The sequence below is a fragment of the Merdimonas faecis genome, from assembly GCF_001754075.1.
GTDB classification, from domain to species: Bacteria; Bacillota; Clostridia; order Lachnospirales; family Lachnospiraceae; genus Merdimonas; species Merdimonas faecis.
Genome location: NZ_MIEH01000025.1, coordinates 165,172 through 188,293 on the forward strand (window position 1 = coordinate 165,172; position 23,122 = coordinate 188,293).

Sequence of the window (23,122 nt, forward strand, 5' to 3'; positions counted from 1 at the left end):
AGAGGAGGAGAGTGTCAATGCAGTTGAACCGTTCTACAGACTATGCCATACAGATGCTGCTGTATCTGGCCAAGGCGGGAAAGACCGTATCCTCCTCGAAGCTGGCAGCAGCTATCGGCGTATCGCATCGCTATCTGCTTCAGATCAGCGCAAAGCTAAGGGCGGCCGGATTTATCCGGGCCGCCCATGGTTCGTCTGGAGGATTGGCATTGGAAAAAGCACCGGAAGAAATCAGCCTATATGATGTGATTTTAGGAATGGAAGGAGCTGCCCAGACGGGGGATATTTGTGGAATACCATCCGATGAGATATCGCAGGAGATGCTCATGTTAAAGAATGAGTATAGGAAGGTGGATCGTATGTTGGAACGGTCTCTGAAAGAGATTACACTTGCCAGAATCCTGGAAGCTGATTTCTATCTGTAAGTAATGTGTGCTTTTTTGATACAGCTTATACATGTAAGTAATGGAGCTATTTTGCCATGAGTAGCAATAGCTCCATTTTGTATTTAAAAACCAAATGGAGCATTTTGAAACTATTCAGAGTGGTGAGAACTATTGGTATTATGGTAGGATTTAATCATGCGAAATCCCGTTTCGCGATTTTTTTTACGGAAGGGGTTAGCGTAATCTAACTGAAGTGGAGGTATATAGAGCGTGAAAGTAGAAAGTAAGAAACTGCAGGCGAAAGATTTGATCAATGTGGGTGTTTTTACAGCGATCTATTTTGTCATTTTCTTTGCAGGCATGATGCTGGGGTATATCCCGATCTTTATCCCGCTTCTTGGGCTGGTGTGCCCCATCCTATGCGGTATTCCCTTTATGCTGTACTTAACAAAGGTCAAGAAGTTTGGTATGGTATCCCTGACCGGCATTATCCTTGGCTTGCTGAATTTAATCATGGGCAGCGGTGTGTTGGTTCTGATTTTTGGCATCATCTTTGGTGTCCTGGGCGATGTAATTTTGCGAGCCGGAAAATATCAAAGCTGGAAGTGTACGCTCCTTGGTAACGGGGTGTTTTCCCTTTGGATCATGGGCTATGTGAGCCGGATGTTTTTGACCCGTGATACCTTCTTCGCTTCACTTGTAAGTAGCTATGGGCAGGAATATGTAGACACACTCATGTCCTATACTCCTGGCTGGATGTATCCAGTTCTGTTTGTAGTCACCTTTATCGGTGGCATTTTGGGGGCGCTTCTTGGTAAAGCTGTATTGAAGAAGCATTTTGAAAAGGCGGGGATTGCCTGATGGATGCGGCGGTTACAACGCTAAAATTTGAAAGCAAAGCTGTTATTCCCACCGATCCGAGGACAAAACTGTTTTTGACTGTTACAGTCAGCACCATTATGATTACCGGCGGCACTGGCGGGTTTATGAATTTTGTCCGTCCGTGTCTAATGGCTTGCCCCATCATTTTTTTACTTCTTTCAAGGAAATGGGTGGCCGCAGCCAGATTTGCAGTTACATACGCTATTTTGTTTGCGTTGGAATTAACGGTATTGCCGCTGCTCACTGGTACATGGAATTTTATCCTGGGAGCCGCAGTCGGGATTTATACGCACATGCTTCCGGGATTTATTATGGGATATTATCTGGTAAGCACTACAACCGTTAGCGAATTTGTCGCAGCTATGGAGCGGATGCATGTTCCCGAGAAAATAGTAATCCCCGTGTCCGTGGTGTTTCGTTTCTTCCCGACGGTAAAAGAGGAATATGCGGCTATACGGGATGCCATGAAGATGCGCGGCATCACTACTCTCCGCAGTCCCATGAAGATGCTGGAATACCGGGTGGTTCCTCTGATGATGTCGATTGCCAAAATCGGAGAAGAACTGTCTGCGGCGGCTCTCACGCGAGGGCTTGGAGCGCCGCAGAAACGGACAAATATTTGCAAAATTGGCTTTGGGCCTTTGGACATTTTCTTCTTCCTGCTGGCGATACCGTGTTGGGTCGGTTTCTTTATTTGTTAGGAGGAAGGAGTCTATGATTGAACTTCGCAATATCAATTTTCGATATGCCGGGGGAACAGATGCCGGTGGGCTTGTAAACATTGACTTAATCATCCCGGACGGGCAAGTTATCCTTTTGTGTGGGCAATCTGGCTGCGGAAAAACAACCCTGACCCGGTTGGTGAATGGGCTGATCCCGAATTATTATGAGGGCGAGTTAAGCGGCGAAGTCCTACTGGATGGCAAGAACATCAGCAGACTTCCACTTTATGAAACAGCGAAATATGTGGGGAGCGTTTTTCAAAATCCCCGCACGCAGTTTTTTACGGTGGACTCTACCAGCGAACTGGCCTTTGGATGTGAAAATCAGGGTTTGCCTGAAGAAGAAATCATTCAGCGGGTGAAATCGACTGCAGAGCAGTTTGATATGGACAATCTGCTGGGGAAAAATATTTTTTCTCTTTCCGGCGGAGAAAAGCAGAAAATTGCTTGTGCCTCTGTGTCGGCCAGTAATCCGCCCATCATCGTGCTGGACGAACCATCTTCTAATCTGGATATGTCAGCCACAAAAGATCTACGCCGGATGATCCAGATTTGGAAACAGCAGGGGAAAACAGTTATTATTGCGGAACATCGGCTCTATTATCTGAAAGAGTTGATAGACCGTGTTGTGTATCTAAAAGATGGGAAAATTGAAAAAGATTACTCGGCTCTGGATGCACTTAAACTGTCCGTGACGCAACAGGCAGAAATGGGGCTGCGGCCTTTTGACTTGGGCGCGTTCCCTGTGACAGCATATCCTGTTGCAAGCAGTGATTCTATCAAATGTGAGAACTTTCATTTTGCTTATACAAAGCAGAGGGATGCGCTGGATATTGACAGTCTTTCGCTGCCACAGGCGGGCATTATCGCAGTGATCGGTCATAACGGAGCTGGAAAATCCACCTTGGCCCGTTGCCTCTGCGGATTGGAGAAGCATTGCAAAGGCATTGTGAAAATAGATGAAAAACCGTATAATAGAAAGCAAAGGCTGTCCCTGTGCTATATGGTCATGCAGGATGTCAACCATCAGTTGTTTACGGAAAGCACAGAGGAAGAAATGCTCATTAGCATGGCGGAGCCAACTCCCGACAAGGCGGATGCGGTTCTTGACAGATTGGATTTGTTGCAGTTTAAGGAGCGACACCCGATGGCGCTCTCCGGCGGTCAGAAGCAGCGGGTGGCGATTGCCACCGCTCTTGTTTCCGAGCGTAAGATTTTAGTGCTGGATGAACCTACCAGCGGTCTGGATTTACAGCACATGAAAGAAGTGGCTGATGAACTTGTGACGATACAGAAAATGGGAAAGACATCTCTTGTCATCACCCATGATTATGAGCTGATCGTCAGTTGCTGTACTCATATTCTGCATTTGGAGCATGGTATGGTACAGGAACAATATGCGTTAGATGCCGCAGGGCTTCAGCGCCTCCAAAAATTTTTCATAGATTCGAGGTGATTTCGGTTTGAACAGAAGCGACCTTTTTTTCTCACAGCAAAATATGAAGTTGCTCTGCCGGGATGAATCCTGCTCAGTCTACCAAATGAAAAATGAAACAGGAGACGGAACTGCAACCTATTATGAAGTATATCCCGGAATAGGTGTCATGTATAATGATTTTCACATGGAGCACTGCCCGTCAAGGAAGTTTGAACAAAATACGCACACTTTTGCAATTCACCATTGCAGAGAAGGCCGCGTCGAGTGGGAAGTCAGCAATGGCGCTTATCTTTATCTTGCGTCCGGCGATATTATGTTGGACAGTTCTGCCACGGAAAACAACCATTGCAGCTTTCCTGTAAGCCATTACCACGGGATTACAGTTACGATTTCTGTCCCCGAAGCGGTAGAGGGTTTGGGTGATCTTCTGTCCCTGTTTTCCATTGACCTGGAGCAGATTGAACAGCAATTTGCCTTGAAAACACGCCCTTTCATCATGCATGGAAACTCTGTCCCCGACCATGTAATCTCAGAACTGTACCAAGTGCCTGATAATATCCGTCTGGAATATCTCAGGGTAAAGATCCTGGAATTGTTGGTCACGCTCAGGACGGTAGACCCTATAGTCTTAGGTGTGGAGCGTCCCTACTTTTATAAGACTCAGGTGGAGAAGGTCAAGGCTATCATGTCGTTTATGACAAATGAGCCGGAGCGCCATTTCACGATGGAGGAACTTTCTGAAAAGTTTGATATTTCTACTTCTGCCCTAAAGCAGTGCTTTAAGGGCGTGTATGGCACCGCCATTTATACCTATATGCGGAATTATCGTATGGACCTGGCAGCTTCTCTTTTGACACAGACGGATGAACCGATTACGGTGATTGCCGGAAAAGTTGGTTATACGAACACCAGCAAGTTTTCTGAGGCGTTCAAGAAGGTAAAGGGAAAAACGCCGCTGGAATATCGAAAAATAAAAATCTAAACGGAGTAAAATCCGGCTGGGCAGAGTGGCGGGCAACATGAATATCTGCAATACTTAGAGAGTATCAAGTCGATTGATACTCTCTATTATTTTGCTTAAGGAGGAAAGGAAATGAAGCAGAAAAGCTGGATTTCTATTGTGTTTTCCTTTGCTTCACAGTGCCGGGGCAAGATTGTCCTGTCCGTCTTATGTGCGATCATCAGTGTGGTTGCCGGACTGATACCCTATTGGAGTGTTTACCAAATTATCACGCTCTTTATCGGCGGTTCACCTGTGATGGCAGAGGTTTGGAAATGGTGCTGGATCGGACTTGGCGCTTATGCGATACGCTTCTTGCTCTATGGTATTTCAACGAGCCTGTCCCACATATCCGCCTATACCATTTTGGAGAATATTCGTTTGGCTCTTGCCCGGCGGCTGATGAAAGCGCCGCTGGGGACAGTCATCGGAGAGTCTGTGGGTAAACTGAAAAATGTATTGGTAGATCGGGTGGAAACGATTGAGCTGCCGCTGGCCCACATGATTCCAGAGTGTATCTCCAACCTGCTGCTCCCTGTGGCAGTCTTTGTTTATCTGGTTTGCATCGACTGGCGTATGGCGCTGGCGATGCTGGTCACACTGCCTTTCGTTCTGATTGCTTTTGCTATGATGATGAAGAATTTTAACAAGCTCTATGCTGATTACATGGAGTCCAACAACTATGTGAACGGCGTGATCGTGGAGTATGTGGAGGGTATCGAAGTTATCAAGGCGTTCAATCAGTCCTCCAGTTCTTACGAAAAGTTCACCAAGGCGGTAGAGTCCTTCAAAGACTACACCCTCAAATGGTATCAAAATTCCTGGAAAGTGATGAACTTTGTTGCTGCTGTGCTACCGTCCACCTTTTTGGGAACGCTCCCGATTGGTATGTATCTCTACTGGAACGGTAGCCTTACGCCGCAGGACCTTGCAATGTGCCTGATCCTCTCGCTGGGTATTGTAGGCCCGCTGATGAACTTTACTACTTACATCAATGAGACGAAGGCGATTGAATACGCCGTCCACGACGTGGACGAGTTGCTCCATGCGGAGGAACTGCCTGATACTGGAAAACCAGTGGAGGTGCCGTCCAAAGACATTCAACTTCAGGATGTTTCGTTCTCTTATGATAAAGAGAGCGGTAAACAGGTGCTTTCCCATATCAATCTGAAAATCCCGGAGGGAAAGTTTACGGCGCTTGTCGGCCCGTCCGGTGGAGGCAAGTCCACCGTTGCCCGCTTGATTGCCCGCTTTTGGGATGTGAACGATGGAAAAATCACCATTGGCGGTGTGGACATTCGCAGTATGCCGCTGGCCCAACTTGCCGATATTGTCAGTTTTGTTACACAGGATAACTTCCTGTTTAACTGCTCCATCAAGGAAAATATCCGGCTGGGAAACCCTGATGCTACGGACGAAGAAGTATATGCGGCAGCAAAAGCCGCCTGCTGTGATGAATTTATACAGAAATTGGACAATGGCTATGACACGATGGCCGGAGATGCGGGAAACCGGCTTTCAGGTGGCGAGAAACAGCGCATCTCCATTGCCCGCATGATTTTGAAAAATGCCCCTATCGTGATTTTGGACGAGGCAACTGCGTTCACCGATCAGGAGAACGAAGAAAAAATTCAGCAGTCCATTGCTGCTTTGACAAAAGGGAAAACTTTGCTTGTCATCGCCCATCGTCTGTCCACCATCAAAAATGCTGATCAGATTATCGTCCTGCAAAATGGACAGGTTGAGAATATGGGCACGCATCAGCAACTTTTAGATAGCGACTCTCTCTATCGGGATATGTGGGAGGCGCATATCGGAGCGCAGAACTGGTCTGCCGGTTCCGGGAAAGGAGGTAACTGATATGTTTCGGATTGTAAATCGACTAATCCAATGGACAGGAAAATATAAACGGCGTATTTACATCGGGTTTATCTACGCTTTCATTCACAGCATTTTTACCGCAATCCCTATTATGCTGGCTGCGAATGGATTAAGTGCTGTTCTGGATGACTGGGGTGGCGTCAAGCCATTGGAGGGCCGGGACATCTGGATCATGCTGGGGGCCATGATTTTAGCTGTACTGGGTCGATACCTGTTCTCTTATCTCCGAGCCATCACGCAGGAAAGTGTCGGTTATGAAGCAACCGCTGACGAGAGAATCCGGCTGGGAGATATTTTGAAACGGGTGTCGCTGGGTTTTTTCAACAAGAACAATATCGGTGAGTTGTCGGCGGCCGCAACAACCGATCTCTCGTTCATGGAAATGTATGCCATGAACATGGTAAACACCGTGGTCAACGGCTATATCACAGTTATCGTCTTGATACTGTTCCTTGCATTTTATAGTCCTATGGCGGGAGGAATTGCTCTGGCTGGCGTCCTTCTGTCTGCCCTGTTTCTTCATCTGCTGGAGGCGCGCAGCCACCAAAACGCGCCTATCCATCAAAAGGCGCAGGACGATATGGTGGAAAGTTCCATCGAGTATCTGCGGGGGATGCAGGTGGTGAAAGCCTTTAAGCAGGAAGGCGTGTCTATTGCCGGTATCCACAAAGCATACAACGACAGCAAGAAAATCAACATCAAAATTGAAGTGGAATATATGCCCTTCAACTGCCTGCACCTGTTTTCGCTGAAAGCCGCCTCCATTGCCATTGTAGCTGTGGCTGCTTGGCTGACCTATAACGGCAGTATGGAACTTCCTACCATGCTTATGCTGGATATGTTTTCCTTTATGATTTTCGGAAGTGTTGAGGCCATGAACAACGCCGCCCATGTATTGGAGGTCATTGATGCTACGCTGGATAAACTGGACGGCATTGAACACGCCGACATTATAGACAAAGACGGGAAAGATATTTCTTTGCAGAACACAGACATTGCTTTCCGTGATGTGACATTCTCCTACGATAAAGTTCCTGTTTTGCGGAATATCAGCTTTTCCATCCCCCAGGGCAGCACTACGGCCATTGTAGGGCCATCTGGCAGCGGCAAGACCACGATTTGCAACCTGATTGCCCGTTTCTATGATGTGGACAGCGGCAAGGTCACAGTAGGCGGTGAGGATGTGCGGAACATGACCTGTGACAGTTTGCTCCGCAATATCTCGATGGTCTTTCAAAAGGTCTACCTATTCCACGATACCATTGAAAAAAACATCCGTTTCGGCAATCCAAGTGCAACGAAGGAAGAAATTATAGAAGCTGCGAAAAAGGCCCGGTGCCACGACTTCATTATGGCTCTTCCCGATGGATATGAAACGGTGATCGGTGAGGGAGGCTCTACGCTGTCTGGCGGAGAAAAACAGCGCATTTCTATTGCCCGCGCCATTTTGAAAAATGCCAACATTGTCATTCTTGATGAGGCAACAGCAAGTATTGACCCCGAAAATGAGCATCTGATCCAGCAGGCAATCAGTGAATTGACCATTGGAAAAACGGTGATTGTCATCGCCCACCGTCTGGCAACGATTGAACATGCGGATCAGATTTTAGTGGTGGATAAAGGCCAGGTTGTTCAGAAAGGAACACATCAGCAGCTTGTTCAACAGGAAGGACTTTATCGCCGTTTCATTATGATCCGTGAGCAGGCAGAGGGCTGGAGCATTAGATTGGATGTTCTTCCAGAAGATGTAATAGTGGAATAATTAATTATAAGACTGTAATTTTAGCGCAGGTGCTGTGTTTTATTGTCTGGTCGATGGGCATATGATATACTGTTTTGGTAAGTTTATACTAACATAAGGAGAACTCTCTGAATGAACTATCATTTTAACCAGGAATGGTATGGAGAACGGGCCAGAATTGTCGAGCAGACAGAAGACTTCCTTGTAGTTGACTACGGATGCAAGGGATGCGGCATTATTACAAATTATTTTCTTTTTGATGGTATCCAGCTTTGCTTTCTGGACTTTGATACGGCTGAAGTCATGTCTTCTCAGAAATTTAATCCTGATATTATTCAAATCACCTATTGTAAGGAAGGACGGTATGAGTGCGAGTTCGCTAACCACACAGTATCTTATTTGCCGGCGGAATTTTTTGGAGTCGCCGGCACGCAGTATCTGCCGGTTTCTTTTTCATTCCCTCTGCGGAGATGCCTTGCAGTAAGTCTCGTGATCGACAAGCAGGCGCTGTCAGCATCTACAGGAAACATGATGTCAGAAATTCCAATTGAGATTAACAAAATCGGGGAGACACTGGGGATAGAAAAGAAATGGTACGTGAGTCCAGCACCGGTGAAACTCCAGCATCTGTTTTCAGAAATATATGAGGCAAAAGGGCGGGAGAGTGCAGGATACTTCAAGATAAAAGCAGTTGAGCTGCTCTATCATATTGATCAGCTGACACAGGTGAATGGCTGTGACTTTAAGTATTTTGACAGAGGACAGATCCAGGCTGTAAAGGAGATACGAAATTATCTGGCAGGACATCTTGATGAGAGAATTTCGCTGGAACAGCTGGCAAAAGAGGCACATTTAAGTCTGCCGGTGTTTTATGATATTTTTGCGCATATTTATGGCAATACACCATACGCATATCTGAAAAGATATAAAATGAATCTTGCGGCAAATATGCTTCTGAATGAAGATCGAAAAATCGGAGATATTGCTTTAGAGCTGGGATACAGTAACGCCAGCAAGTTCGCAAAGGCATTTCAGTCTGTCTATGGGATTCTTCCAAAGGATTACCGAAACAGAAATAAAAAGTAGGAACGGGCTATTTTAGCTTTCGATATGAAGGAACAGAGTAGAAGCGGCGGTGCGAAAACGGTAAAATAATCGCGTGGTTAGAAAAAACTAACCATGCGATTATTATTATCAGGAGGTTTCGCGCTATGTCAAAAAAACAATCAAAAGAGACAAAGCCAAAGACGGGTTTGGCACGTTGCATGGAGCTGGCTTCAGACAGGAAGGTGCTTGTTTTTTTAGCTGCTGTTCTTTCTTCTCTTGCTGCGATTGCTTCTTTTATCCCGTACATTGCGGTTTATTTTATGATCCGCTCAATTATTAGTGCATTTCCCGATCTGGGACAACTTGATATGGGAAAGGTAATGAGTTACGGCTGGATGGCATTGGCAGGGATTATTGCAAATATCCTGCTTTACTTTCTGGCTATTTTCAGTTCACACATGGCGGCTTTTGGTACGCTTTATGATTTAAAGGTTCTGTTTGCAGATCATATTACCAAAATTCCTTTAGGTTATCATCTTACGATAGGCAGCGGACGCCTGCGAAAAATTATGGATGAAAATATTGAGAGTGTGGAAGGATTTATTGCACACCAATTTCCGGATTTTATTGCATCTATCACTGCGCCGATTGTTATGGTGATTATTCTTTTTGCTGTAGATTGGCGCTTTGGCCTGGCATCACTCGTCGGAATACTTCTTGCTTTTGTTGCAGAGTTTATTGGATTTGGCAGCGGAGCAATGAAAGAGAATATGGCAAAATATCAAAAAGCTTCTGAAGAAATGAACAATGCTTCTGTTGAATACGTGAGAGGGATGTCTGTTGTAAAGGCATTTAATCAGACGGCTTCCTCATTTAAAAAATTACAGGAGGCAATCAGTGGTTATACAGAATGGGTATTAAAATTTTCTCTTGGATGGCAGAATTGTATGCCGGCATTTACAACAATTATCAATAATATCTATTTGATCATTGTGCCTGTGGGTATTCTGCTCGGTTCCAATACTTCGGATTTTACAGGATTTGCTATGAAGTTTATTTTCTATCTGCTGTTTGTTCCTGCTATTGCGGGTGTCCTGAATAAAATTATGTATATTTCAGAATCCTTTATGCAGATTGACGGGAATGTAGCACGTATGGACGAAATCCTGAATATCCCGGAAATGCCGGAAACTTCGCATCCACGAAGGCCAAAGGGAGAGGATGTGGCTTTTGACCATGTAAGCTTTACTTATACTGGAAATAGTGAAGAAAAGGCTTTGGAAGACGTCTCGTTTACTGCTAAAAAAGGTCAGATCACTGCGATTGTAGGGCCATCGGGCGGCGGAAAAAGTACGATCGCCAACTTGATTTCACGTTTTTGGGATGTGTCTGACGGGAAAATTACTATTGGAGGCGTGGATGTAAGGGATATGGCGCAAGACGAACTTATGCGTCAGGTCAGCTTTGTATTCCAGGATATTTTTCTTTTCAAGCAGAGTATTTTGGACAATATCCGCATGGGAAATGAAAATGCCACAGAGGAACAAGTGATTGCTGCGGCTAAAGCAGCTCAGTGCCATGATTTTATCTCAAAATTGCCATATGATTATCACACAGTTGTGGGAACAAAAGGGGTACATCTGTCCGGCGGTGAGCGACAAAGGATTGCGATTGCCAGAGCGATCATCAAGGATTCTCCGATCATTGTCCTGGACGAGGCAACCGCTTTCAGTGATCCGGAGAATGAGTATCTGATACAGAAGGCTTTTGAAAAACTCATGCAGGGAAAGACAGTAATCATTATTGCTCACAGATTATCTACAATTCGTAATGCGGATAAGATCATTGTTATGGAAAAGGGACATTTAGTAGAAACAGGAAAGCATGATGAACTGGTTTCGGCAGGTGGTCGATATGCTCAAATGTGGGATCATTATACAGAGGCGATCGACTGGAAGATCAGCGGAAAGGCGGTGTAATATATGAGCAAATTACAGAAAGCCCTCTTCTTATCGGATAAAGGGTATAAGGATTTAAAAAAGGCTGTTTTCGCCTGCACTTTGACGAACTTGGCTATGCTTCTTCCTTTTTGTGTTACTGTAATGATTTTCAGCGAAATATTAACTCCTGCAGCAAATGGAGGAAGTGTACAGTGGAATCATATCTGGATGTTATGGGGAGCAGGAATTATTTCTGCATTGCTGGTTTTTTTGGCGGCAAAAAATGATTATCGAAAGACCTATATTGCTTCTTATCAGGAATCCAATGCGACAAGGCTTCGGATTGCAGATCATTTACGAAAACTTCCTATGAGTTTTTTCAATACAAAGGACTTATCAGAACTTACCACAAACATGATGGCTGACTGCAGCAGTATGGAATCATTACTCAGCAGTACGATACCGCCATTGATCGCAAATGGAATTACGGTAACAATTACCTGTATTCTTCTTGCGTTCTTTGACTGGAGATTAGCTCTGTGTGTATTCTGTACTGTACCGATTGCATTTTTGATTATTTGGTTAAGCCGTAAACGTCAGATTAAGTTATTTGAGAAACAGGTTGATGCAAAGTTAGAGGCTTCAGACCAGGTCCAGGAATACCTGGAAGGAATGAAAATTATCAAATCCTGTGGTTTAAGTGGTTCTCGCTTCAAGACGTTGGATCATGCACTTCTTGCCATGAAAAAAATAGCTGTAAAAGCTGAAATGGCTGTGGGTGTCTTTATGTCCAGTGCAAGTATGGTATTGCAGGCAGGTATCGGAATTACAATTTTCGTTGGTGCAGTTTTACTTACAAGCGGGCAGATTGAATTGATTCCATTGCTGATGTTTTTACTGATGGCAACCCGCATTTACGGTCCCATTCTTTCTATCCTTGCGAATCTGTCTTCTTTGCTGAACTTGAATGTTGTTACTACTCGTATGCGTACGCTTTTGACGACTCCGGCTATGGCAGGAGAGGAAAAGACGGTGGAAAATTGTGATATTGAACTTTCACATGTTACCTTTGCATACAATCAAGACGATGTGATCAGAGATGTATCCTGTAAAATACCGCAAGGTAGTGTCACTGCATTAGTAGGACCTTCCGGCAGCGGAAAAAGTACGATATCAAAACTGATTGCCCGATTTTGGGATATTCAAAAAGGGACAATTACTGTAGATGGGAAAGATATCAAAACAATGGAACCGGAAAGCTTGATGTCCTATATGTCTTTCGTTTTCCAGGATGTTACATTGTTTAATGATACTGTTATGAATAATATCCGGATTGGAAATCCGAATGCTACGGATGAACAGGTGATTGCTGCGGCAAAGGCGGCCTATTGTGATGAATTTGTGCGTGAAATGCCGGACGGCTATCAGACAATCCTTGGTGAAAACGGAAGTACCTTGTCTGGCGGAGAGCGTCAGCGGATTTCTATTGCACGGGCATTGCTTAAAAATGCACCGATCATTTTGCTAGATGAGGCCACTGCTTCTCTCGATCCAGAAAATGAGGTTTTGGTTCAGAAAGCCATCGCAAAGCTGGTTGAAGGAAAAACGGTTATTATGATCGCGCATCGGCTGCGAACCGTGGTGGACGCTGATCAGATTCTTGTTTTAGAGGATGGAAGATTAGTGGAAAGCGGAACTCACAGTGAGTTGATGGAGAAGAAAGGATTATACCAGAGATTATATCATATCCAGCAGGAAAGCCTTGGCTGGGCGGTTTAAAGGATACAAGAGGTTTTAATTGCCCGAACCATTGTGTTTTTCCTCAAAAAGCGTTATATTCTAGTTATATACAGCTAATCAAAGAAAGAGGGAATGAACCATGGGAAGGTATTATCCGGAGGAGCATGTCTATGAAAAACACCATCTGTGAAAAACTGATGTGGTCAGCGATGACACCTGCTATTTTCAAATATATCGCAGCCAATTGCAAAAATACGGATACATTCAGGGTGAAGAAGAAATCGCGTAAAAACTTTAAAGATATGTTGGCGAGGACACCCGACATAGGCGGTTTTACGAAAAACCCTCTGCGGCTCTGTCTTTCCGGGGGCATGGTCTGGATGGCAGTTTATAAGGCAATGGATGGGGCGATGAGCCATGAGCAGTTCGGGGAAATGGTGATAGCCACGATGCAGGCGCCGCTCATTAAAAAAGCTTTCGGGAGTAAAAATCCATTTGATATGGAATATCAAAAAAAGAAAGTCAAGAAGGACAGAATTGCAAATGCCATATCCGACAGCGAATTCAACTGGATGACGGAGACGATTCCCGGAAGGGATGCAGACGAATACACCATCAACTATCACAGGTGCGGCCTGTGTGCGCTTGGAAAACAGGAGCATTTGGAAGAACTGATACCCTATATGTGTGCCATGGATTTTATTTCTGCTGATCTCATGGGCGGCGTGTTATACAGGACAGGTACACTTGCAGAGGGCGCAGAAAAGTGTGATTTCTATGTTTGCAAAAAGGACTCTAAATGGGATAAAGAAAGAAAATACGGACAGCAATCCAAGCTGCAAAAACAGGGAGAGTTGGGAAAGTGGAATATGTGACGGTTGCACAGGAGGGCTTCTATGGACTTTATCATGTCCCTGTTAAGGATCATGATCCCAAAAAGGTCGTCATCGTAGTAGGCGGCAGCGAAGGGAATGAAAATATCCCGATGAATGTGGGTGCTATGTTTGCCAGGTGCGGCATCGCCGCGTTAGGTATTTGTTACTGGAACGTAGACGGGCTGCCGAAAGAACTGGTCCGGGTGCCTGTCGATCCATTTGAAAAAGCGATTCTGTGGTTGAAAAACAGGGGATATGAAAAGATTATCATGTATGGCATTTCAAAGGGCGCCGAACTTGCGTTGCTCTGCGCTTCCCTTATGCCGGATATTTGCGGCGTTGTCGCGCTCTCCCCGATGCACTGTATATGGGGAGGCATGCACGGGAATAAAGATATGGCGTCGAAAACTTTTTCATCTGTTTCCGAATTCACATACAGGGGAAAAGATTTTCCATGTATGACCGCGCATCTGAAATATGGGCCGGCAATCCGGAACCTGATTCTCCACCGGCAGTTCGAGTTATCCTACATCTACGAAGAACCACTGAAACATTTCGATGAGGATACAGCCATCCGTGTGGAGAACATCCGGGGAAACATTTTATTCATTTACGCGAAGGAAGATCTTATGTGGCCCAGCAAAGAGGCGGTTGCATATATGGTAGAGCGTCTTGAAAAGCACCGGTTCGCTTTCCGGGTGGATGTCCTGGAATATGAAAAAGCAAGTCACATTCTTGTTCCCTTAAATCCGCCTAAGCTGAAAATGTTTAAAATTGAGAGACAATATCCGGAAGACTGCCGGCATAGCCGTGAAGACGCTTTTCGCAAAACGGTGAAATGGATATTGGATATATGATAAGCAGAAGGCTCCAGAAGGAGCCTTCCTGAGTTATTTCGGATAGATTTTTGACAGATTCTCCTGCTACAGCTTCCACCCCGCAGCTTCTTTCCTCACTTCCAGGAAATCCCGATAGATCCCGGGCGTATCCTTGAGCTCTTCATGGGTCCCCTTCTGCACGATCCGTCCCTCGTCCAGTACGAGGATCTGATCTGCTTTCTGTACTGTTTTGAGCCGGTGGGCGATCATCAGGATCGTTTTGTCCCGCATCAGCTCCTCCATGGCTTTCTGCAGTTTATCTTCATTCTCCGGATCAACATTTGCCGTTGCTTCGTCAAAGATAATGATGGGCGCGTTTTTCAGCATTGCACGTGCAATGGAGATGCGCTGTTTCTCGCCGCCGGATAATGTGGCGCCGCCTTCTCCGATCACCGTGCCATAGCCATCCGGCAAAGCGGAAATAAAATCATGGCAGCAGGCTTTTTTCGCCGCGGCGACAACCTGCTCGTGGGTGGCGTCCGGACTGCCGAATTTGATATTGTTCTCAATCGTGTCTGCGAAGAGATATACGTTCTGGAATACCATACTGATCTGCTCCATGAGGGATTCCAGCGTATACTCCCGGATATCTGTGCCGCCGATACGGATCGAGCCGCTGTCCACATCCCAGAACCGGGCGATCAGACTGCACAGAGTGGTCTTTCCGGAACCGCTGGGACCTATGATGGCAGTTGTAGTGCAGTCCGGTATCGTTATGCTTACGTCTTTCAAGATTGGTCTTTTATCGTAAGAAAAGTCCACATGATCGAAAGAGATGTCATGCTTTTTCGGAGATACCGGCCTTCCTGTGCTGTCCATTTCCGGGATCTCGTCAATTTGATCCGCATGGTCGATGGAACTTCCGACGACACGCAGCAGGGATACCGCGCTTCCTGTTGACTGGATCTGTGAGAATACCATAAAGGAGATGATCACTGTCATCAGGGCGCTGGAAAGCGTCATGCTCCCGTTCAGGCAGAAAATGATCCCGGCACCCATGATCAGTACGGAAAACAGATGCAGGCTTAATTCCTGGGCAACCATGTAGGGCGTGAAGAGGCGTTCAATGTCGAGGTTGCTCTTCCGGTTATATTCCAGTGCTTCCCTGACCCGGCGGTCGCCTTTCCCGGTCAGATTAAAGGATTTGATCACGCTCATCCCCTGGATCTGTTCCAGGACTGCGTCCACAAGCTGCGCCTCGGATTCCTGGCGGCGGGGCGTAACCCGGGCGGATTTTTTCTCCATGGCGGAAGTGATGAGCAGGTAGAGTGCTGTGCCTGCAAGGGCAAGAAGACCGATGCGCCAGTCGAATCCGAACACGCAGAGGAGAAATACAAGGGAATTGATAAAACCGCTGAGGATGTTGACAAGCACGACAGGTCCATTACTTTCTACGACATCAAGTACGGTGGTGGAGATACCTGTGATCTCGCCAAGGCTCCTGGCATTAAAATATCCCATGGGAATCCGTTTCAGTTTGTCGCCGATGGCAATTCTTTTATTTGCAACCATGAAGTACCCCGCGTGTGTCTGCTGAAGCTGGGTGAAACGGTTGATGAGAGCCCTTCCGGCTATGCTGAATACAAGCAGCAGGAGAGCGGTCCACGCCGCATGGTATGTTCTGTCCCCGCCGGTAAGGGCGAGCACCACAAAATAGATTGCCGCGATCTGAAACATGTGGAATACTGCATAGAAGAAACCCCAGAAAATGGATTTGTTGATATTTTTCTGTTCATCTCCTGCAAACTGATAAAGTTTTTTCAATACTGCGATCATGCTGCGTCACCATCCTTTGCGCCGATATGTGCCTGCCACATTTCGTGGTACATTTCACTTTGTTTTAAGAGTTCCTCATGTGTTCCGGATGCAGAGATCCGTCCGTCTGCCACGACAAAGATCTGGTCTGCGTCCGTGATGGTAGAGAGGCGGTGGGCAATGACGATCACAGTCTTCCCTTTTACCAGTTTTGCCACAGCCTTCTGGACGACTGCCTCATTTTCGGGATCAATGTATGCGGTGGCCTCATCGAGGATCACGATGGGCGCATCTTTCAGCATGGCCCGCGCGATGGCGATCCTCTGGCGTTCCCCGCCGGAGAGATGCGCACCTCCTCCGCCGACTACGGTATCGTAACCGTTCTCCAGTTTCCGTATAAAGGAATCACAGCCTGCGGCTGTTGCTGCGGCCTCGACTTCCGCATCGTCTGCTCCGGGTTTTCCCATGCGGATGTTTTCCCTTACCGATTCATTAAACAGATAGTTGTCCTGCGAGACGAACGCAGTCTGTTCATAAAGCTGGCGGAGAGGGATATCCTTCAAGTCATGTCCGCCCAGCGTGATCCTGCCTTTTTTCACATCCCAGAACCCTGCGATCAGCTTTGCGATCGTTGATTTCCCGCTGCCCGACGGACCGACAAACGCAGTCATGGTTCCGGCGGGGATGGACAGAGATATGTCATGCAGGATCTCCTGATCCGCGTGATAGCCGAAGGATACATGATCCAGCCGGATATCCTCAGAGCTGAAAGATACCGGCGTCAGACTGTGCTGCTGTTCTTCGCTGCTTAAGATGGAGTCAACTTCACCTACGATGGTCCCGACCTTTGCCAGACTGTCCACGAAATCCATGGCGGCAAGCAGAGGGCCGGCTATGCCGAGGGAGAGGATGATGACAGTAATAAAAGTCTCGATATCCAGAGAATCGCCCAGATACATGATCCAGCCCACGGGAAGAATAGTGATCAATGTTGTGGGCGCCAGTGTCCGTGAAATGGACACCGGGAGCTGGCAGCTCTTCATCCAGTGATAGAAGTAGGATGCGTTTGCCAGGACACGCTGAGAAAATTTCGCATAGGAATTCTTCCCCTGATTGAATGCCTTGATCACCTCGATACCGCCGATATATTCTACGATAGTGGAGTTCATTTCCTGCGTAACCTTGACGGACCCTTCATATTGTTTCCCGTAATTTGCCATCACTGCCATCATGAACGCCATGCCGACAGGAATGGAGACAAGAGAGAGGAGTGCCATCCTCCAGTCAAGGACAAACAGATAGATCAAAATGCAGACCGGAGCCAGTATATTTGACGTCATCTCCGGCAGAAGATGTGCAAGAGGCCGCTCCATACTTTCGACCTGATCCACGATAATCTGTTTCATCTGTCCGCTGGGGGTGTCCATGACAGTTCCCAAAGGGAGCTTCGGAAGTTTGGCAAGGATACGTTCCCGGATATTTTTTAAAATAGCAAAGGTCGCTTTGTGTGACATAGAGAGTGCGAGCGCATAAAGAACTGCCCGCAGGATGTAGCCTCCCAGTGCCAGACAGCACCAGAACAGATAATAAGAAGCGTCCTGTTCGTGACGGATGAGTCCGATGATGATCTGTGCCGCTGCAAAATACGGCAGTATGCCGCATAAGACGCCGACGGACGCGGAAAGAACTGCCCGTATCAGCCCGCCGTGATATTGTTCCCCAAGCTCCCACAGCCGGAGCATAGGACTTTTTTCCTGCATAAGAATTCCTCCTTTTTGGGGTTAGAATATACTAACCATATGTTTTATAAAAAGACCGCCGCCTGCGGTACCGGACAGGAAACGGTCTGATTACCGGTAGTTACTGCTCGCACGGTATTCTGGAACCGGTAGTGCTCTCGATGTCAGTGGTCCCCGGAACTTCGCACTCCGGGTTGAAGATGGTGGTAAATCCCTGCATGTGATAGTTGTTGAGGAGACGGATGTATTTCACCGCATCCGCCTTGTTCATCCGGTGCCGCACGACCTCAAACATGCCGTTGAAATAGGCGGTCGTGACAATATGGATAAAATCCTCGGTGATCAGTCCGGATTTCACGCTTTCACAGCCGATGACTTCCATGTATTTATAAGTGTATTCCACCTCGATATCCACCAGCTTATCCAGAAAAGCAGAAAAGCGGGTGCCCTGTGCGCAGTCCAGAAGAAGACAGAACTCATCGAAATGATCGTAGATAAAATCCAGCATTCCAAGCTGGGAATCTGACGTATAGCTTCCCATTTCGGCCTGTTGGGTATCTTCGTTCAGGTTATGGAAATTCTCCTGTATTTCTAAAAACATCTCCGTGAGCTGCTCGGCGGCGGGAGAGACGATCGCCTCAAAAAGTCCTTCTTTATCTCCAAAACGGGTATAAATGGAACCGGTGCTTGTACCGGCTTCCTGTGCGATAACCCGCAGGGAAGCATCTTTATAGCCTTTCTCTAAAAATTCTTTTTTGGCGCAGGAAAGTATCGCTTCGTATACGCCTTCAATCTGTTTTGCCATAGTGGTGTCATTTCCTTTCAATCGATTCATAACACTGTTTCAAAACACTGTTATGATTATAAATAATTTTTGGATATGTGTCAATAGGGCTTATCGAGAATTCAAAAAGAACTTTAAAAGTGATAAAAGTTATTATTATTAATATTTTTATTGACAAGCTAATAGCCTGCGGTTACAATTGAATTAGTTATAACTAACTAATGAATAAAGATATTTAAGGAGGTATTACCTATGTCATTAATCAACAAAGAAATCGGTGAGTTCTGTGTGCAGGCGTATCATAATAACGCATTTAAAAAAATAAAAAAAGAAGACGTGCTGGGAAGATGGAGCATTTTCTTCTTTTACCCGGCAGACTTTACCTTTGTGTGCCCGACAGAACTGGAGGATCTTGCAGGCAAATATCCGGAATTCCAGGCGGCAGGATGCGAAGTGTACTCTGTATCCTGCGATACCCACTATGTTCACAAGGCATGGCATGACGCGTCTGACCGGATCAAAAAGATCGGATATCCCATGCTGGCTGACCCGACCCATGTGATCTCAAGAGATTTTGAGGTTTATATTGAGGCGGACGGCGTGGCGGAGAGAGGGACATTTATCGTCAACCCTGAAGGAAAGATCGCGGCCTATGAGGTCAATGCGGGAAATGTGGGGCGCAACGCGGATGAGCTGCTGCGCAAATTGCAGGCGTGCCAGTTCGTGTATGAACATGGCGATGAGGTGTGCCCGGCAAAATGGCAGCCAGGGGCAGAGACACTGAAGCCGAGCCTGGATCTGGTAGGTCAGTTATAAACAAGAAGAGGCTTGAAAGAAGGGGCGGCTGCGTGCTGCCCCTGAAATAATGAAAGGCTTATTATACGAGGGAGAAAATGATGAAGGAATTATATGATGTAGTTGTGATCGGAGGAGGACCTGCCGGGCTGACTGCCGCTCTCTATCTGGCGCGGGCACGCTATCGCGTTGTCGTTGTGGAAAAGGAGCAGTTCGGAGGACAGATTGTGATCACGGAAGAAGTAGTGAACTATCCGGGAGTAGAGCGCACCTCAGGGAGAGAACTGACTGAGAGCATGCGCAGACAGGCGCAGAAATTCGGTGCGGAATTTCTGCTTGCGGAAGTGACGGAGCTTGATATGTCAGGCGCTATTAAAAAAGTAAAGACCAGCCGCGGTGAGCTGTCCTGTTTCGGCGTGCTGCTGGCCGCCGGAGCTCATCCCCGCAAGGTGGGATTTCAGGGGGAAGAGGAATTCCGCGGAAGAGGGATCGCCTACTGCGCCACATGTGACGGGGAATTTTTTACCGGAAGGGACGTCTTTGTGATCGGCGGTGGATTCGCAGCTGCCGAGGAAAGCGTATTCCTGACGAAATATGCGCGCCATGTGACGGTGCTGATCCGGGGAAACGGATTCAAATGCGCGCCGTCTGCTGCGGAGCCGGCGCTGAACCATGAGAAGATCACTGTGCTCACGAATACGGAAGTGATCGAGGCGTCTGGGGAAGGAACGCTTGAATATCTGCGCTATCAGAATACCGCTACGGGAGAGGTTACGGAATACCGGCCGCCGGCAGGGGAGAATTTCGGAGTCTTTGTCTTTGCCGGATATGAGCCCGCTACGGATCTGGTGAGGGGGATCGCGGAGTGCGACGAGCGCGGTTATATCGTGACAGACCGCATGATGAAGACAAGCTGTGACGGGCTGTATGCTGCTGGGGACGTGTGTATCAAACCTTTGCGGCAGGTGGTGACAGCAGTGGGAGACGGAGCTCTTGCTGCGACGGAACTGGAGCGCTACGCTGCCGCCATGCAGAAAAAGACAGGGCTTCATTCGGAGCAGCCATCGGCAGAGCGTCCGGGACAGGGGGCTGCGGATCCCGCAGGAAAAACGTCTGCTGTTTCCGGGGAAAGCGCGGGCAGCCGTGTGCCAGAATCAGCCGGTATCTTCACCCCGGAGATGACCGCACAGTTAAGGACAGTGTTCGATAAAATGTCTTCTCCGCTGATATTGGAGCTGTATCTGGATGATACGCCCCTTTCACTGGAACTGAAGAACTATGCGGAAGAACTTGGCAGTCTGACAGAAAAGATACAGTTGAAAAACATCTGGTTATCTGACACGGACTCTGCTCCGGTGAAAGCGGAGGATCTGCCCTGCGTGCGGGTGTGCAGAAAAGATGGAGAGTGGAGCGGCCTTGCCTTTCACGGCGTACCCGGAGGACATGAATTTACGTCGTTTGTCCTTGGCCTTTATAACACGTCGGGACCCGGTCAGCCGCTGGATGAGAAAACGCTGGAAGACCTGGGAAAGATATCGAGAACAGTGAATATGAAAATCCTGGTCTCCCTGTCCTGCACCATGTGTCCGGAACTGGTAACGGCTGCCCAGCGCATTGCGGCGGAGAATCCTTTTGTGACGGCGGAGGTCTACGATCTGAATCATTTTCCGGCGCTCAAAGACCGGTATCAAGTAATGAGCGTCCCCTGCCTTGTGATCAATGACGGGGAAAAGGTTGTGTTTGGAAAGAAAAATGTGGGGCAGGTAGTGGAGTTGATAAACAGTCTGTAACTTCGCTTCAGATTTCATACATCCAATGCCGCCTTAAGCGCATCCATGCTGGAATATCTCGGGGAAGAAGGATCGGACATCATTCGGAAGGATACCGGGGACAGAGGAGATCTTTGATCGATCGGCAAAAGGATATAGAAAAAATCAATACATTTTTATACATTTCTGTGAGAAATATTGACAAAAAGCAGCAGATCCGGTATAAAATAAATAACAATGTTATTTAGGATATTGTCCGCAGCGGGGTGATCTGATGTCAAAAAAAGCAGGAAACATACCGGAAGAGACAAGAGCGGCGCTCTTAAAAGCGGCCACAGAAGAATTTGCCGAATACGGGTTTGAGAAATCATCCCTCAGGAGGATCTGTACCCGGGCGGGTGTGACTACCGGAGCTCTGTATGCTTCCTTTAGGGATAAAGACGATCTCTTTGAAAACGTTATAAAGCCAGTTACGGATCATATAGATTCTGTCATGGGGGAGCATTATAGGAGAGAGCGGGAATCTGCCGGCAGAGATCTTCTGGATCCGGCAGGAGAGGAAGAGGATGTCAACGCAGTCCTGTCGCTTTTGCGGTACTATTACCGGAACAGGCAGGTGTGCTCCGTCCTTTTCAGCCACAGGGAGCACCCGGCGGTGGCTGCGTTCTTTGACCGTCTGATCGGGCAGATTGACGCCCAGGGAAAAGCAGTAGCGGCTCTGATCCGGGAAGGGATCAGCGCAGGAGCTGGAGAAAAAAGCGGTGATGAGGAAGTGTCAGAATTTACGGCAGATACAATCCACTGGTTCTCTCATTTACAGGTTGATATGGTCTTTTATCTGATCGGGCACGAGACAGAAGAAAGAGAGGCAGAAATGCAGGCAAGAAATATGGTACGTTTTATGCGGGGCGGATTTTATGCGCTGCTGCACAAAGGAAGTTTAACAGATATTGTAAAAGAGAGATAAATGGATAAGAAAGGACCTTCGGGTCCTTTTTAAATAACAATTAAATAACGATGTTATTTAAGAGGAGGAGAAGACATGTTTATCTGTTTAAAAGATGCGGTAAAAAGATACGGAGAAGGGGAGGCGGCGGTCTATGCGCTGGATCATGCGGATCTTGTCATAGGGAAAGGAAAGATCTGTGTAATCCTAGGCCCTTCCGGCTCTGGGAAAAGTACGATGCTGAACATGCTGGGAGGTCTGGATACGCTGGATGCCGGCGAACTGACCATAGAGGGAAGAAGTCTGATCGGTCTGACGCCAAAAGAACGGACCTTATACAGAAAAGAAGAGGTGGGATTTGTCTTTCAGTTTTATAATCTGATCCCGGACCTGACAGTTGAGGAGAATATCGAGGTGGTCTCAGATATCTCAGAATCTCCTCTTGATCTGAGCGAGGTGCTGGGAGCACTGGAACTGGAGCCGTACCGCAGACGTTTTCCAAGGGAGCTTTCCGGCGGGCAGCAGCAGAGGGCGGCCATTGCAAGAGCCATGATCAAAAACCCCAGGCTGCTACTCTGCGATGAGCTGACCGGAGCTTTGGATACCCATTCCTCTAAAAATGTCCTGCAGTTCGTGGAGATGATGAACCGGAAGTACGGCACCACAGTCGTGATCATTACCCATAATGAGGCGATCGCGAAGATGGCAGATCAGATCATACGAATCCGGGACGGCAGGGTTGAGGAGAGTGTGTTCAATGAAAAGAAGATTCCGGCGGAAGCGCTGGAACTGTAAAGGAGGAGC

General features: G+C 47.2%; 19 protein-coding genes. 16 read left to right on the forward strand and 3 right to left on the reverse strand.

Going from position 1 to position 23,122, the window contains the following annotated elements; all coding sequences use genetic code 11:
* The first annotated feature begins 17 nt into the window (after nucleotides 1-17).
* The 12 genes from BKD12_RS14425 to BKD12_RS14480 all read left to right on the forward strand — a co-directional run bounded on the left by BKD12_RS14425 (nucleotide 18) and on the right by BKD12_RS14480 (nucleotide 14,509).
* Entirely contained in the window at nucleotides 18-425 is a 408-nt protein-coding gene (locus BKD12_RS14425; RefSeq protein ID WP_070090042.1) for an RrF2 family transcriptional regulator, read from the forward strand.
* A gap of 231 nt (nucleotides 426-656) precedes the next feature.
* The gene (locus tag BKD12_RS14430; RefSeq protein ID WP_070090043.1) at nucleotides 657-1,247 is read left to right on the forward strand and encodes an MptD family putative ECF transporter S component; all 591 of its coding nucleotides are present in this window, start codon (nucleotides 657-659) and stop codon (nucleotides 1,245-1,247) included.
* A complete protein-coding gene (locus tag BKD12_RS14435; RefSeq protein ID WP_070090044.1) occupies nucleotides 1,247-1,969 on the forward strand; it encodes an energy-coupling factor transporter transmembrane component T in 723 nt (240 codons plus the stop codon). The genes BKD12_RS14430 and BKD12_RS14435 overlap by 1 nt, the downstream gene beginning before the upstream one ends.
* Before the next feature lie 13 nt (nucleotides 1,970-1,982).
* Nucleotides 1,983-3,446 (forward strand): ABC transporter ATP-binding protein, encoded by a 1,464-nt coding sequence (locus BKD12_RS14440; RefSeq protein ID WP_070090045.1) that lies wholly within the window; start codon nucleotides 1,983-1,985, stop codon nucleotides 3,444-3,446.
* An 85-nt stretch (nucleotides 3,447-3,531) separates the two neighbouring features.
* On the forward strand, nucleotides 3,532-4,410 hold the full coding sequence (locus BKD12_RS14445) for an AraC family transcriptional regulator (RefSeq protein WP_207645179.1): 879 nt from the start codon (nucleotides 3,532-3,534) through the stop codon (nucleotides 4,408-4,410).
* Nucleotides 4,411-4,521: 111 nt separating this feature from the next.
* Nucleotides 4,522-6,288, forward strand: coding sequence for an ABC transporter ATP-binding protein (locus BKD12_RS14450; RefSeq protein WP_070090046.1), 1,767 nt, complete (start codon nucleotides 4,522-4,524; stop codon nucleotides 6,286-6,288).
* Nucleotide 6,289: 1 nt separating this feature from the next.
* Entirely contained in the window at nucleotides 6,290-8,071 is a 1,782-nt protein-coding gene (locus tag BKD12_RS14455; protein WP_070090047.1) for an ABC transporter ATP-binding protein, read from the forward strand.
* Between the two features lie 111 nt (nucleotides 8,072-8,182).
* On the forward strand, nucleotides 8,183-9,136 hold the full coding sequence (locus tag BKD12_RS14460; RefSeq protein ID WP_070090048.1) for a helix-turn-helix domain-containing protein: 954 nt from the start codon (nucleotides 8,183-8,185) through the stop codon (nucleotides 9,134-9,136).
* A gap of 125 nt (nucleotides 9,137-9,261) precedes the next feature.
* The gene (locus BKD12_RS14465; protein WP_070090049.1) at nucleotides 9,262-11,076 is read left to right on the forward strand and encodes an ABC transporter ATP-binding protein; all 1,815 of its coding nucleotides are present in this window, start codon (nucleotides 9,262-9,264) and stop codon (nucleotides 11,074-11,076) included.
* A 3-nt stretch (nucleotides 11,077-11,079) separates the two neighbouring features.
* Complete coding sequence (locus BKD12_RS14470; protein ID WP_070090050.1) at nucleotides 11,080-12,816, forward strand: ABC transporter ATP-binding protein; 1,737 nt, start codon at nucleotides 11,080-11,082, stop codon at nucleotides 12,814-12,816.
* Between the two features lie 131 nt (nucleotides 12,817-12,947).
* On the forward strand, nucleotides 12,948-13,652 hold the full coding sequence (locus BKD12_RS14475) for an L-2-amino-thiazoline-4-carboxylic acid hydrolase (RefSeq protein ID WP_070090051.1): 705 nt from the start codon (nucleotides 12,948-12,950) through the stop codon (nucleotides 13,650-13,652).
* Nucleotides 13,640-14,509 carry an acyl-CoA thioester hydrolase/BAAT C-terminal domain-containing protein gene (locus tag BKD12_RS14480; protein WP_070090052.1) on the forward strand — a complete coding sequence of 290 codons (870 nt, stop codon included), beginning with the start codon at nucleotides 13,640-13,642 and terminating at the stop codon, nucleotides 14,507-14,509. The genes BKD12_RS14475 and BKD12_RS14480 overlap by 13 nt, the downstream gene beginning before the upstream one ends.
* 66 nt (nucleotides 14,510-14,575) lie before the next feature.
* Here the strand turns inward: BKD12_RS14480 and BKD12_RS14485 are convergent, their stop codons facing one another.
* From BKD12_RS14485 to BKD12_RS14495, 3 genes are all read right to left on the reverse strand, one after another.
* Complete coding sequence (locus tag BKD12_RS14485; protein ID WP_070090053.1) at nucleotides 14,576-16,306, reverse strand: ABC transporter ATP-binding protein; 1,731 nt, start codon at nucleotides 16,304-16,306, stop codon at nucleotides 14,576-14,578.
* Complete coding sequence (locus tag BKD12_RS14490; RefSeq protein WP_070090054.1) at nucleotides 16,303-18,045, reverse strand: ABC transporter ATP-binding protein; 1,743 nt, start codon at nucleotides 18,043-18,045, stop codon at nucleotides 16,303-16,305. The genes BKD12_RS14485 and BKD12_RS14490 overlap by 4 nt, the downstream gene beginning before the upstream one ends.
* A gap of 100 nt (nucleotides 18,046-18,145) precedes the next feature.
* A complete protein-coding gene (locus BKD12_RS14495; protein WP_330385626.1) occupies nucleotides 18,146-18,859 on the reverse strand; it encodes a TetR/AcrR family transcriptional regulator in 714 nt (237 codons plus the stop codon).
* 201 nt (nucleotides 18,860-19,060) lie between these two features.
* Here BKD12_RS14495 and ahpC point away from each other — a divergent pair, with 201 nt between their 5' ends.
* The 4 genes from ahpC to BKD12_RS14515 all read left to right on the forward strand — a co-directional run bounded on the left by ahpC (nucleotide 19,061) and on the right by BKD12_RS14515 (nucleotide 23,113).
* Nucleotides 19,061-19,624, forward strand: coding sequence for an alkyl hydroperoxide reductase subunit C (gene ahpC, locus BKD12_RS14500; protein ID WP_070090056.1), 564 nt, complete (start codon nucleotides 19,061-19,063; stop codon nucleotides 19,622-19,624).
* 77 nt (nucleotides 19,625-19,701) lie between these two features.
* Complete coding sequence (locus BKD12_RS14505) at nucleotides 19,702-21,393, forward strand: FAD-dependent oxidoreductase (RefSeq protein WP_070090057.1); 1,692 nt, start codon at nucleotides 19,702-19,704, stop codon at nucleotides 21,391-21,393.
* Nucleotides 21,394-21,646: 253 nt separating this feature from the next.
* Nucleotides 21,647-22,339: a TetR/AcrR family transcriptional regulator gene (locus tag BKD12_RS14510; RefSeq protein WP_070090058.1), complete on the forward strand. Its 693-nt coding sequence runs from the start codon at nucleotides 21,647-21,649 to the stop codon at nucleotides 22,337-22,339.
* 75 nt (nucleotides 22,340-22,414) lie between these two features.
* A complete protein-coding gene (locus BKD12_RS14515; protein ID WP_070090059.1) occupies nucleotides 22,415-23,113 on the forward strand; it encodes an ABC transporter ATP-binding protein in 699 nt (232 codons plus the stop codon).
* Nucleotides 23,114-23,122 lie beyond the last annotated feature (9 nt).